This window comes from Rhizobium sp. BK650 (assembly GCF_014195325.1).
Classification (GTDB): domain Bacteria; phylum Pseudomonadota; class Alphaproteobacteria; order Rhizobiales; family Rhizobiaceae; genus Rhizobium.
In genome coordinates this window covers 63,333-76,785 of sequence record NZ_JACIBK010000008.1, presented here as the reverse complement: position 1 = coordinate 76,785, position 13,453 = coordinate 63,333, and the positions used below count along the sequence as shown (strand labels likewise).

Genomic DNA, 13,453 nt, shown 5'->3' with positions numbered 1-13,453 from the left:
AGCGGAGAGGCTCCAGGAGGGAAAGCAACGCCTGGACGGCCAATCCGGCACAACCCGCTGCGCGCGATGCGCGTACCGTCAACTGACGTCGGCTTTGATCAGTTTTTCATTTATCTTGATTGCTTGGTTCAACTCGTGAACTTATTGTCACGGCAAATCACATGCCGCCAGGTCAGCAATTCAATGTTCAACTCATCGCAGCGTGAGCTTCTGCGGGTCATAAGCGAGTCCGGCCCCCTCAGCCGGACCGATCTTGCATCGGCGATCGGACTCAGCAAGGCAGCGATGAGCGGCATTGCGCGCGAACTGATAGATCGCGGCGTACTGCATGAGACGGAAACTGTTTATGGCCAGGGCAGGCCTTCTATTCTGCTCGACCTGAAGCCGGAATGCGCCTTCTTCATCGGCATCTCGCTCCTGGAAGACCCTGTGCCGATGATCCTGAGCGATCTCAATGGCAATATCATCGCCCGCCAGCAACTGCCTTATTCCCGCGATCCCAAGATCGTCGCCAATGCGATCGCCTATGGCCTGCCGGAAATTCTAAGGGCGCATCCACAGGCGAGCTCGAAACTTGCCGGTATCGGCGTGGCGCTATCTGGCTTCGTCGACGAAAAGCAGGCGACTTGTGTGCAATCCACCCTGCTCGGCTGGCAGGATGTGCCGCTTGCCGAAATGATCCGTCAGGCAAGCGGCGTCGATACGTTCATCGAAAATGATGCAAAGGCCGTCGCCGTCAGCGAGAAGCTCTTCGGCATTGCACGTGACACGCCGAATTTCTCGGTGGTTTCGCTCGGAGAAGGCATCGGCTGCGCCCATGTCATCGACGGCAGGCTCTATCGCGGCAATCATGGTGGTGCGGGAGAGATCGCCCATGCCACGATCGAGCCCGGTGGCGCGCCCTGCCGTTGCGGCAAACGCGGCTGCCTGGACACCGTCGCTTCCATGAAGGCGATCAAAGAGATGGCACGAGCCGCCGGCTTGAAATGCACCTCGCTGTCGGAACTGGAAGCGGAAGCCTCTCACGGCACTGCCGAGGCAATCGCCATCATCCATAAGGCCGGCGCCGCCCTTGGCCTCGCAATCTCGCACCTGATCCAGATGAACGATCCCGGCCTGATCCTGGTCACCCATGTCGATAGTTCCTTCGACGGCCTTTTCGGCACGGTTGTGCAACAGGCGATCGAGGCCAATGTTCTTCCGCGTTATGCCGGCCAGACGCCGATCCGCAATCGCCGCGTCGACAGCGACGTCTGGGCGAGGGGCGCTGCCAGCATCGCCGCCCACAATTTTCTGATTGGTCCCAATATCAGCTGAGGTTTCCCATGCGCATCGCCGTCGGTGGCATTCATATCGAATGCAGCACGTACAATCCCGTTCTGAACGAGGAGAAGGATTTCCGGGTGGTGCGCGGCGAGGGCTTGCTGGCTATCCCCTATTTCGCTTTTTTGAAGGATTATGACGCCGAATTCCTGCCGACGATCCATGCCCGCGCCATTGCCGGCGGCCCGGTCGCGCGACACACATATGAAGCCTTCAAGGCCGAGTTCCTCGATCGCCTCAAGTCGCTTCTGCCGCTCGATGGCCTCTATCTGGCCATGCACGGAGCCATGTATGTCGAGGGCATGGAGGATGCGGAAGGTGACTGGATCAGTTCTGCCCGCGCGCTCGTCGGCGACGACTGCATGGTCTCGGCCAGCTATGACCTGCATGGCAACGTCACTCAGCGGATCCTCGACGCGCTCGACATGTACTCCACCTACCGCACCGCACCGCATATCGATGTCGAGGAAACCATGCGTCGCGCCGTCTCCATGCTGGTGAAAAGCCTGAAGACGGGCATAAAACCCACCCTGCTCTGGGCGCCGATCCCCGTCGTCCTCCCGGGCGAACGCACCAGCACCGTTGATGAACCAGCAAAGAGCCTCTACGCCGAACTGCCCGGCATCGATGCGCTCGACGGCGTCTGGGATGCCTCGCTGATGGTCGGCTACGTCTGGGCCGACGAACCGCGTGCGACTGCCGCTGCCATCATGACCGGCACCGATCGCACGGTGCTCGAGCGAGAGGCGAAGCGCATGGCAAAGGCCTATTGGGATGCGCGCGAAAAGTTCGTCTTCGGCTGCGAGACCGGTTCGGTCGAGGAATGCGTCGCCAAGGCGATCGCAAGTCCCACCGGTCCCGTCGTACTCGCCGAATCCGGCGACAACCCGACTGGGGGCGGCGTGGGTGATCGGGCCGAGGTACTGGCCGAACTGATCGCAAAGGGCGCCACCGGCGTCGTCTTCGCCGGAATCGCCGACAAGGCCGCAACGGAAGCTTGCTATGCAGCAGGCGTCGGCGCGACGCTGCACCTCACCATCGGCGCTTCCCTCGACACCAAAGGCAGCAAGCCGGTGACGGGACGATTCATGGTGAGATTCCTGCACGACACCACCGACGCAACCGACCGCCAGGCCGTCGTCTCCATCGGTGGCATCGACCTGGTGCTATCCGCCAAGCGCCGCCCCTATCACAACATCATCGACTTCACCCGGCTCGGCCTCGATCCGCACAAGGCAAAGATCGTCGTCGTCAAGTCAGGCTATCTCTCGCCGGAACTCGCACCGATTGCCAACCCAAGCCTGATGGCGCTTTCCGCCGGCGTGGTCGACCAGTTCGTCGAGCGCCTGCCGCGCCTGCGCAAGCAGCACCCGACCTATCCTTTCGACAAGGATTTCAGCTATGCGCCGCAGGTCTTCCTGTCTGCACGGTCCCTGAAGCGCTGAACCATTGCTATTTGGCACCACACGATCCCGCCCTTTGCGGCATCCGCCGCAACCTGCGGCGACAAACTAAAAAGCCCAGTCCGCCCCGTGGGTTACGTCCCGCCCAAGCGGCAATACCGCGAGGTCGTGACGGGCCATCTGGCGCGAATGGAGGAAGCCGCCTGAAGTAGTCCAGTAGGCTTAGGCGAAAGCAAGTATTGCGGGAAATAGACCGCGTCGAAGGGTGCAGTTTACCGCTTTTTGCTGCATCGCTTATATTATTTATTCCAGATATTATTTCACTGAGAATTATTAACGCCAACGGCGGCTGTTTGTGGTCTCTTATCCTTGCGAATCAAAAAGGTTTGATTTGCATGAGGGCCGCCACCATGTTGAAGCATGGGATGATATGACAGTTGGGCAGGAGCACATGCTGCAACGGATTGAAGACATTGATGCCGCGCTAGTCGACAGGCTGCAGCATTCAGCGTTCAAGTATTTCCTAAAATATTCCAATCCTGAAAACGGCCTCGTGCCGGACACCTCGATCAAGGGGGTGCCGGCGAGCATCGCCGCGGTCGGCTTCGGGCTTTCCTCCTATCCTGTCGGCGTCGAGCGCGGCTGGATCAGCCGTGGGGAAGCCGCCGAACGGGTGTTCAACACGCTCCACTTCTTCGCCAACGCCAAGCAGGGCTCCGAGCGCCACGCGACGGGACATCGCGGCTTCTTCTATCATTTCCTGCATGTAGATACTGGTAATCGCGCGTGGAATAGCGAGCTTTCGACGATCGATACCGCTCTACTCGTTGCGGGCATCCTGACCGCCGCACAATATTTCGACGGTGAGGACGAAACTGAGACCGAGATTCGCGCCCTCGCGAAGTTCATCTATGAACGCGTCGACTGGCGCTGGGCCCTCAACAAGGGCGACTGTATCTCCATGGGCTGGAAGCCTTCTTCCGGCTTCTTGCGCTGGCGCTATCATGGCTTCGATGAGGCGATCATCCTCTACACGCTGGCCCTGGCATCGCCGACCTACCCGATCCCACAATCGTCCTATGACGCTTTCACGGCAAGCTATTCGTGGATGAAGTTCAACGAGCAGCCCTATCTCTACGCTGGACCGCTCTTCATCCATCTTTTCTCCCATGCCTGGATCGATTTCCGCGGCATCCAGGACAAGCCGATGGCTGACCGAAACTGGGATTATTTCCGCAACACCCAGGTCGTCATCAACGTTCAGCGCGATTATGCGGAACGCAATCCCGGCCAGTTCGTCGGCTACAACAAGGACATCTGGGGCTTCACTGCCTGCGATGGCCCGCCGCCGACGCGGCGTATGCGTGGTGGTCGCAATCCGAAGGTACTGGGCTATGCCGCTCGCGGCGCCCCGCTCGGCCCCGATGATGGTACAATTGCACCCTGGGCCGCGCTCGCCTGCTTGCCCTATGATCGGCAGGCTGCCCTCGATGGCACCAGAGCGCTGCTGACCACCTATCCGAATTTGCTCCTCGAAGGCGGCTTCCCCGGCGGCTTCAATCCGACGGTCCAAACCAAACGACCGGAAGGCTGGGTCGACGACCGCACGGTCGCCATCGACCAAGGCCTCGTCGTCATGACGGTTGAGAATGCCCGCTCCGATTTCATCTGGAAGCTGATGCGCAAGAACCCGGTGATCCGCCTCGGCCTCGAGCGCGCCGGCTTTGCGGGCGGCTGGCTGGCCGGCGAAGAGCCACAAGAATTGGTTCTGAAGGCGGGTTAAGCAATTCCAGCAGAAGTGCGCGGCGGTTTTGCCTTGGGAATTGCGTAAAAATAGAAGTAAGGAAGATTTTCGGATTTCGAAGAAACCGGAAATGCTCCAAATTTAACGCGAAAAAACGTGTGCCTTGCCGGCAATATCCAGACGAACGAGATCGCCTGGTGTTGGCAATGCCACGCTTGATGTCTTGATCAGGATCGGCGGAAGGGCGACGGCCGCAAGCGATACCGCTACGGTGCAGGTCGCACCGCCGAATTCCACATCCACGACACGCCCGCCATATTTCGCATTCGCCTCGTCGACGACGACACGGATCTGCTCCGGCCGCAGCATGATTTCCGCCTTGCCCTGATGAGCTCCGTCGACGGGCACACTGCCGAGCGCGCAGTCGGCAAAACCGTTCTTGATGATCGCCGGCAGCATGACCGCATCTCCGAGGAAAAGCGCCGTCTCGCGGTCACGCGGCTTGAGATAAAGCGTCTGCGGCGTACCGGCCTGCACCAGCTTGCCCTCGCGCAGTACCGCAACCTGATCGGCAAATGACAGGGCCTCACCCTGATCATGCGTCACGAGGATCGTCGTGATGCCGGCCGCTTGGAGAACGCGGGCAACCGCCTTGCGCATATTTTCCCTGAGGCCGGTATCCAGCGCCGAAAAGGGCTCGTCGAGCAGCATGAGGCGCGGCCGGCGGCCAAGCGCGCGCGCAAGTGCCACGCGCTGCTGCTGGCCGCCGGAGAGCTGGTGCGGACGACGCTCCAGCATGCCGCGATCGAGCTCCACCATTTCCAGGAGATCGAGGATGCGCTTTTCCCGATCCGGCGCGCCGCGCTCAAAGCCGAAACCGATATTGTCGGCGACACTGAGATGCGGAAAGAGCGCGCCATCCTGCGAGACGATGCCGATGCCGCGTTTATGGGCGGGCACGCAGGCCGGCCCGTCAGCCAGAACCTGACCGTCCAGCGTCACCCTGCCGACATCAGGCTGCTCAAACCCGGCAATGATGCGCAGCAGGGTCGTCTTGCCGGAGCCGGAGGGACCAACGACAGCCGTGCGGCTGCCAGCCTGCACTTCAAGCGAGATATCCTTTAAGGCCTGAACCGGGCCATAGCGCTTGCTGATATTGTCGATCGTAAGCAGCGTCATTGGCCGGCAGTCCGTTTCGATTGGGTATAGAGCATGAGGGTGAGCGGAAACGACAGCACGACCATCATGAAGGCGTAAGGTGCCGCCGAGACATAATCTATCTCGCTGGTCAGCGACCAGAATTTCGTCGCCAGCGTATCGACGCCGTTCGGCGACAGCATCAGCGTCGCGGTCAATTCATTGGTGATGCCGAGCGCAGCAAGTGCCACGCTGGCAGCAGCACCAGGTGCTGCAAGCCGCATGGTGATCTGCCGCACTGCCTGCCCTGGCGTGCGGCCGAGGCCCATTGCCGCCCGCTCGAGCTCGATAGGCGCCTGCGCGATACTGGCGCGCAGGCCGACCATAGCGCGCGGCAGGAAAAGCAGCACGTAGGCTATGAGAAGCGTTGCGAAGGTCTGGTAGAGCGGCAGGATGAGACGGACCGTGATGGAAACCAGCGCCAGGGCCACGACAACGCCCGGCAGCGAGCCGACATAATAGTGACAGGCCTCGAGAATGCGCTGGAGGCGGCCCGGCGCACGAACCGAAAGCCAGGCCATCGGGGCAGCGGCAATCGTCGTCAATACACCGCCGGCAATGGCGAGAACGATCGTCTGCACAAAGGCGCTTACAACCTCTATACGCCAGATACCGAACCCGCCGAGATAAAGCCAGCGGCCGAGCGTGAGCAGCGGCACGCCAAGCGTCAGCAGGGCAAGGATGATCGGCAGCGCCATAGCCGGCACCACGAACCATCCGAGCCGACGGCGATCGCCCGGACGCGCCGAGCCGGAGCCGACGCGCGCATATCGCTCATTGCCGCGCAGCAGGATCTCGAGGCCGAGCAGGAAAAGGCAGCAGGCGACGAGAACGCCGCCGAGCATGTTGGAGGCGGGACTATTGTAGGAAGACTGGAACTGGTCGACGATCGCGGTCGCGAACGTGTCGAAGCGGATCATCACAAACAGACCGTATTCCGACAGCAGGTGCAGCGCAATCAACAGCGAGCCGCCGCAAATGGCCAGGCGAAGCTGCGGCAGGATCGTCCGGAAGAAGACACGCCACGGATTGAGACCGAGAGAGGCAGCGGCATCCTCGATCGCCGGATCGAGCCGGCGCAGCGCCGCCGCGACCGGCAGATAGAGAAACGGATAATAAGCAAGCACAGAAATGAAGACGCCGCTCTGCAACCCGCGCATGCCTGGAAGCAGGCTCACCCACGCGTAGGAATGCACGAAGGCCGGCACGGCGAGGGGAGCAATAGCGAGCCACGCCCAGAGCCGCGCAAGCGGGATATCCGTCCGCTCCGTCAGCCAGGCGAGCGTCACGGCCAGCACGATCGACAGCGGAATGGTGATCGATTCCAGGAGAACCGTATTGACGAGAAGCTCGCCGACGCGCGGGCGGAAGACCAGCGTCTTCACCGTTTCCCAGCCGACGTCGTAGGTTACCCAGGCGATAAAGCCGAGCGGCACGAGGCTGAAGATCGCCACGATGGATGCAAGGAGGACGACGGAAGCGTGTGGCACGCGCCCACGCGGCAAAACCATTGGCGCGCCCCCTGGCGTCACCGGCGCCTCATTGCCGGATGCGAGCAATCTGTTGTCTTGCAGCAAGGCCTATGCCTTCACACGCCGATAAAGGAAGGCAACCGCCTTTGAAGAGCGGTTGCCGGATTTCGTCATGCCGTAAGGTTTTCTTGAGCCAAAAGCAATAGTTTTGGCCGGAAAGAAGACTGCGGCAGAAAAGCTTAGAGGAGACCAGCGGCCGTCATCAGCTCCACAACCTTCTTGCTGTCGAGGGTCGAGGCTTCGACGTCAGGAGCGTTGAGGTCGGCAAGCGGCACCAGCTTGCTGTTGGAAGCAGCATCCTTGCCGACGGCATATTCAAAGGAATTGCCGTCCTTGAGAACCGCCTGGCCAGCCTTGCTGGTGAGATACTTGATGAAAGCTTGAGCTTCCTTCATGTGCTGCGTGGACTTCAGGATACCGCCGCCAGAAACACTGACGAAAGCGCCCGGGTCCTGGTTCTTGAAGTAATGCAGGCCGACATTCTTGCTGTTCTCCCCGGTCTTCGCCTGATCACCGAACCAGTAGTAGTGATAGATGATTGCGCCTTCGACTTCGCCGGCGTTGACGGCCTTCATGGCGACGCTATTGCCCTTGTAGGCAGTGGCATTGTCCTTCAGGCCCTTCAGCCAGGCCTTGGTGGCGTCTTCGCCCTTCAACTGCAGGAGCGCGGCAACGATAGCCTGGAAGTCAGCGCCGGCAGGAGCCGCACCCCAGCGGCCTTTCCAGGCCGGATCCTGAAGGTCGAGCATCGACTTCGGCAGCTTGTCTTCGGTGAGCTTCGTCTTGTCATAAGCAAAAACTGTGGTGCGGGCAGCAATGCCGGTCCACATGCCGTCCGCTGGGCGATACTGTTCCGGAACCTGATCTAGCGTATCCTTCTCAATCGGCGCGAACAGACCAGCATCGTCGACCAGCGTCATCGCAGGTGAATTTTCGGTGAGGAAGACGTCAGCAGGCGAAGCGTCGCCTTCCTGGATGATCTGGTTGGCGAACTGCATGTCGCCGCCCTGGCGCATGGTGACCTTGATGCCGGTCTCCTTGGTGAAGGCATCGATCCATTCGCGGCCAAGGCTTTCATGCTGAGCATTGTAGACGACGATGCCTTCGGAGCCTTGCGCATTGGCATTGCCTGCGAGGGCGGTAGCGGCGAGGAGTGAAGCGGCAAGCGCGAGCGCGCCGGAAAAACGGGTAAGAGCAATTCTCATGATGGCCTCCGTGGCGATGTCACCTAGCTCCCCGAAGGGATGGCAGGCGTATATTTTTGTTGACTGACAATTTCAAGTTTCCCGGCCAAAAATCACATCACGATATCTTGACTCATAATTTCATCTTTAAGCGGAATAAATTCCGATATTGTAAAAAGTGACGCCGATGAGGTGCCGCCTATCAGATTCCAATGCGTTGGATGTGAGCTTACTGCATAGGATGCATAAGATGCATAGGTTTCTCCCTCCCTTACGTGAGAGATGTCAGCCACATATATGACAGATAATGAATCTGACATTTTCTAGGGGGCGTAGGAAAGTGCCTATGCATTCTATGCACCCTATGCAGGCCCCGGCAATTTGCCGGCAACTGCACCATATCGGCGGACGCTGGAGCCCGGCAGGTTTTCGTGAGGCAAGGCTGACGGGGAAGGGCATTTCTCCGGGTAGGTTCGAGCCGATCGCCTTTGATCCCCGAGGAAAGAGGCAGGGCCCACTGCCCGCACCGCTTCACATGGTAAAGCGATACGTGCGTCAGGCGATTCAAACTCTTGTCGATTTGCCAGGCAGATCTGCGGGAAGGTTAGCTGAAACGGCCCGCCTGATCGACCCGCCTGCTCCGTTTGGGCCAGCAGAATGCTCGGTCTAATCGGGAAAGGCGCACAGCAGCTTATTCGACGTCGAACTTGACGCCCTGCGCCAGCGGCAGGGTCTTTCCGTAATTGACGGTATTGGTAGAGCGCCGCATGTAAGCCTTCCAGGCATCCGAACCGGATTCACGGCCGCCACCCGTTTCCTTCTCACCGCCGAAGGCGCCGCCGATTTCGGCGCCGGACGGGCCTATATTGACGTTGGCGATACCGCAATCCGAACCGCGCGAGGACAGGAAAGTCTCGGCTTCACGCATATTGTTGGTGAAAATCGAAGACGACAGGCCCTGCGGCACGGCATTGTGCAGCTCCAGCACGGCGTCGAAATCGCTGTACTTGATGACATAGAGGATTGGCGCGAAGGTTTCGTGCTCGACCGGGCCGGTCTGCTCCGGCATTTCGACGAGCGCGGGGCGAACATAGAAGGCTTCTGCCGAACCGTTCTCGACGCGCTCACCGCCGACGACGGCGCCGCCAGCAGCCTTTGCCTGACCGAGAGCTGCCTGCATTTTGTCGAAGGCCTGACCATCGATTAGCGGGCCGACCAGCGTGCCGGTTTCCAGTGGGTTGCCGATCGTCACGGAGCCATAGGCCTTCTTCAGCCGCGGTACGAGCTGCTCATAGATGCTCTCGTGCACGAAGAGACGACGCAGCGTCGTGCAGCGCTGGCCAGCCGTGCCCATGGCGGCGAAGGCGACCCCACGCAGCGTCAGGTCGAGATCAGCCGTCGGACAAACGATCGCCGCGTTGTTGCCGCCGAGTTCGAGGATCGCGCGGGCAAAACGCTGCGACAGGCGCGGGCCGACAGCACGGCCCATGGCGGTGGAGCCGGTAGCAGAAACCAGCGGGATCTTCGGATGGTCGACCAGCGCCTCGCCAATCTCGCGGCCGCCGATCAAAAGGGTGGAGAGATTTGCCGGCGCAGTGCCGCCTTCGGCAACGAAACGCTTCAGCGCTTTCTCGAACAGCGCCTGTACGGCAAGGGCCGTCAGTGGCGTCTTTTCCGAGGGCTTCCAGACGGTGGAATTGCCGCAGACAATCGCAAGTGCCGCATTCCAGGACCAGACGGCGACCGGGAAATTGAAGGCCGAGATGATGCCGATAGCACCCAGCGGATGCCAGCTTTCCATCATGCGATGCTCGGCACGCTCGGTCGCGATCGTCAGGCCGTAGAGCTGACGGGAAAGGCCGACGGCGAAATCGCAGATATCGATCATCTCCTGCACTTCGCCGAGGCCTTCGGAGGTGATCTTGCCGACCTCGATCGAAACCAGCCGGCCGAGCGCCGCCTTGGAGGCGCGCAGCTCCTCGCCGAGCAGACGGATCAACTCACCGCGCTTCGGTGCCGGAACAGCCCGCCATTCGAGAAAGGCTTCGTGAGCCGCGTCGATCGCTGCCTTGGCCTCCGCAACGGAATGTTCCCTGAGCTTGCCGATCTCCTTGCCTGTAATCGGAGAGGTGACGGAGAGCGTGCCGCCGGTATAGCTTTTGGCATCGACGCGGAGATCGGCGAGTAGCTTGGCGGTTTCGGTGGCGAGATCGAGGACGGCGATGGTCATGTCGTGGTTCCAGTCTTGTTGTTCTCAGAAACGGGCATCGGCGAAATGGGCGACCTGAGCGCCGGCTTCGTACCATAATTCCTTGAGCGCACGGAAGCTCGGCTCGCGAGGATCCGTTAGGGGCAGAGGCAAATCCGTTTCGCCCAACCGTCCAAGGATATGCTCGGCCAATGTGCGGCCGAACACCGTGCCGGGAGCGATCCCGCGGCCATTATAGCCCGAAAAGCCAATGACATTGGGAGCGAATTTGTGGAAACGCGGCAGTGCATTATCGGTCATGCCGATCTGGCCATACCACTCGCATTCAAACTCGATATCGCCGATCTCGGGGAAAAGCCGCTTCAGCGAGCGCTTGGCCCAGCCCTTGTGAATGGAGAGGCCGGTATTGCGCAGTGCCCCGACACTGCCGAAGACAAGGCGCCCTGCCTGGTCCATACGGAAGGACGAGAGGATTTCCTTCGTATCCCATACACCCTCGCGATTGGGCAGGATCGATTGGCGCAGATTGTGACCGAGTGGCACGGTAGCGAAATTGAAGTAAGGGAGAAACACTTGCTCGTTGCGCACCTGCTCCCAGGGACCGGTGCTATAGGCGTCGGTCGCGACGATGATCCAATTGGCAGTGACCTGTCCGCGTGCCGTTTTCACCACCCAGCGGCTGCCTTGCCGTTCCGTCGCGATAACCGGGCTCGCCGTGTATAGCTCGACGCCCGCCCTCTGCGCGGCATGTGCGAGTCCGCGCGCATAAGCAAGCGGCTGCAGCGTACCGGCCCGCATATCGAGAAGCGATCCGGCATAGGCATTCGTGCCGATGCGTTTTGCAGTCTCATCGGCGTCGAGCAGCGCGACGGGGGCGCCGCGCGCTGACCACTGCTTGTACCGATCCTCAACTTCCTTCAAGCCATCCGCACCGACCGCGCAATGCAGCGTACCCTGCCTTTCGAGTTCGCAGGCGATGCTATGCTTCTCGATCAGCTCCATTACCAGTCGCGGCGCGTTGCCGAGTAGGTCGAGCAACCGCTCGCCATAGACGGGGCCAAGCACGCCAGGCAGATCATCAGGCATGACCCACATGCCGGCATTGATCAGGCCGACATTGCGGCCTGCCCCACCGAAGCCGATCTCCTTCGCTTCCAGCAGCACGACGCGTGAGCCCGCCTCTGCGAGATGCAGACCGGAGGAAAGGCCGGTATAGCCGCCGCCGACGATAACAACATCAGCCTCGACCGCGCCTTCCAGCGCTGACGTGGCGGGCGGCTGAGGAGCAGTCTTTTCCCACAGGCCGTGGGAACGGGGATCATTGAGCATCGGACAGTCCAGTCAGGATCGAAATCGGCACTCTAGCGCCGCCTCCGCTCTCGCGGAAGCGGCCAAATATCAGGCGACCGTCTTCAGCTTCGGGCCGGAAAGGCCGAGCTCTTCCATCGCCATATCAAGCGAGGCTGCCTGCCGCTCGGCGTATAGCGCGAGCTCGTCCTGCACGTCAGCGCCAAGCGCCTCTTCGAAAGCATCCCGGTTTGAGCGTGTCGCATAATTCTGCTGCTGGTCCGTGCCGAGATTCGACTGGAAGATACCGGCCGCGCTGACGGGCAGGAAATCCTCGTAGATGACAGGATCAAAACGCAGATAACCTTTGGCGATCAGGGCTTCCGGATCGGACGGCAGCCGGCCCTTCGCCGCAATACCTTCAGGCGTCGCCGAATAGTGGAAGAAGGCCAGTCCTTCGCGCCGCAGTTCGTCCCAGCTATCCGGCAGCGCTTTGAAGCGCTCGGCAAGTTCGGCACCGTAGTCGCCGGCCTTGGCGCCGGATGCGCCGACCTGCACTTCGCCGCGTACCGAGGCAAGCAGCTGATCATAGAGCGTCCGGCCCTTGACCGTCAGCGCGACGCCACGCTGCTCGATCTCACCGAATCGGGCCGTATGCGTGCCTGATGCCGTCCCACCAGCGCCTGTGAAAGCAATTGGTTCCTCCAGCGCCTTGAAGCTCGTCTGCCGCAGCAGGATATCGCAATTGCGCCGCGGCGGGCCTTCAATAACCGCCTTGGGCGTAATGCCGCGTTCCGGCATACGCCGCTGCACTTCATCAATATCGAGCGTGCGCGGCGTCAGATGATTGATATGCGGCCCCTTGAAACTGACGACATCGGCAATCAGGCGATGAGCGTCATGCAGACGCTTGTAGGTCTCTGCACTGACGGTCGCCTCGCCGTGCCACCGAAAGGTCTCCAACGCCTCGGCGACGAATTCCGTCGCTTCCGCCTCGGTCAGCCCGCCAGCATTCTCATGTTGCTCGATGAGTTCGATGGCACGCGGTGTGTAGATCCGCCGTCTGGCAAGGATATCAGCAGCTTCGGCGCGCAATTCCACATCCTCGATCAATTCCAGCCGCAGAAGCGAGGTGAAGACGCGAAACGGATTGACTTTCAACGCCGCCTCTTCGATCGGCCGGAAGCAGGTGGAATGCACGGGAACGCCGGCGACAGAAAGATCATAGTAACCGACCGATCGCATACCCATCACGGCAAAGAGCCGACGAATGGTGTAAAGTTCCTCGGCCGTTCCGAGACGGATCGCACCATGGCGCTCGACATCGATGCGCTCGAGCTCGCCTGCACGCCGAAGCCGCTCGCTGAGTTCCTGGTCTTTTGCGAGGACTTCGGCGTTGACCTCCCCCACCAACTCGATAAGCGTGCCGTATTGCGGTACCTCCGTCCGGTACATCTGCGACATGGCTTCGGTAAAAAGCGAACGAATGCGATCCGTAGAGACGAAGGCGCCGGACATGAAAGAACTCCGCGTTCATTCCGATTTTGCAGGATGAAGTTCTTTACAAAAGCTCT

Annotated in this window: 9 protein-coding genes; 3 read left to right on the top strand and 6 right to left on the bottom strand. The window is 60.6% G+C overall.

Annotation, left to right across the window (positions count from 1 at the left end):
- Positions 1-183: 183 nt before the first annotated feature.
- The 3 genes from FHX15_RS19580 to FHX15_RS19570 all read left to right on the top strand — a co-directional run bounded on the left by FHX15_RS19580 (position 184) and on the right by FHX15_RS19570 (position 4,509).
- Positions 184-1,317: an ROK family transcriptional regulator gene (locus FHX15_RS19580; protein ID WP_184400027.1), complete on the top strand. Its 1,134-nt coding sequence runs from the start codon at positions 184-186 to the stop codon at positions 1,315-1,317.
- 8 nt (positions 1,318-1,325) lie between these two features.
- Positions 1,326-2,768 (top strand): M81 family metallopeptidase, encoded by a 1,443-nt coding sequence (locus tag FHX15_RS19575; protein ID WP_184400026.1) that lies wholly within the window; start codon positions 1,326-1,328, stop codon positions 2,766-2,768.
- Between the two features lie 409 nt (positions 2,769-3,177).
- The gene (locus FHX15_RS19570) at positions 3,178-4,509 is read left to right on the top strand and encodes a glucoamylase family protein (RefSeq protein ID WP_184400025.1); all 1,332 of its coding nucleotides are present in this window, start codon (positions 3,178-3,180) and stop codon (positions 4,507-4,509) included.
- A gap of 102 nt (positions 4,510-4,611) precedes the next feature.
- On the opposite strand, the gene FHX15_RS19565 is transcribed toward FHX15_RS19570, so the two are convergent.
- The 6 genes from FHX15_RS19565 to FHX15_RS19540 all read right to left on the bottom strand — a co-directional run bounded on the left by FHX15_RS19565 (position 4,612) and on the right by FHX15_RS19540 (position 13,397).
- Positions 4,612-5,649 (bottom strand): ABC transporter ATP-binding protein, encoded by a 1,038-nt coding sequence (locus FHX15_RS19565; RefSeq protein WP_184400024.1) that lies wholly within the window; start codon positions 5,647-5,649, stop codon positions 4,612-4,614.
- On the bottom strand, positions 5,646-7,244 hold the full coding sequence (locus FHX15_RS19560; RefSeq protein WP_246779004.1) for an ABC transporter permease: 1,599 nt from the start codon (positions 7,242-7,244) through the stop codon (positions 5,646-5,648). The genes FHX15_RS19565 and FHX15_RS19560 overlap by 4 nt, the downstream gene beginning before the upstream one ends.
- A 134-nt stretch (positions 7,245-7,378) precedes the next feature.
- Positions 7,379-8,404: an iron ABC transporter substrate-binding protein gene (locus FHX15_RS19555; RefSeq protein WP_184400023.1), complete on the bottom strand. Its 1,026-nt coding sequence runs from the start codon at positions 8,402-8,404 to the stop codon at positions 7,379-7,381.
- Positions 8,405-9,074: 670 nt separating this feature from the next.
- Positions 9,075-10,613: an aldehyde dehydrogenase family protein gene (locus tag FHX15_RS19550; RefSeq protein WP_184400022.1), complete on the bottom strand. Its 1,539-nt coding sequence runs from the start codon at positions 10,611-10,613 to the stop codon at positions 9,075-9,077.
- A gap of 24 nt (positions 10,614-10,637) precedes the next feature.
- Positions 10,638-11,921 (bottom strand): FAD-binding oxidoreductase, encoded by a 1,284-nt coding sequence (locus tag FHX15_RS19545; RefSeq protein WP_184400021.1) that lies wholly within the window; start codon positions 11,919-11,921, stop codon positions 10,638-10,640.
- Positions 11,922-11,990: 69 nt separating this feature from the next.
- The gene (locus tag FHX15_RS19540) at positions 11,991-13,397 is read right to left on the bottom strand and encodes a VOC family protein (RefSeq protein ID WP_184400020.1); all 1,407 of its coding nucleotides are present in this window, start codon (positions 13,395-13,397) and stop codon (positions 11,991-11,993) included.
- Positions 13,398-13,453: the final 56 nt, after the last annotated feature.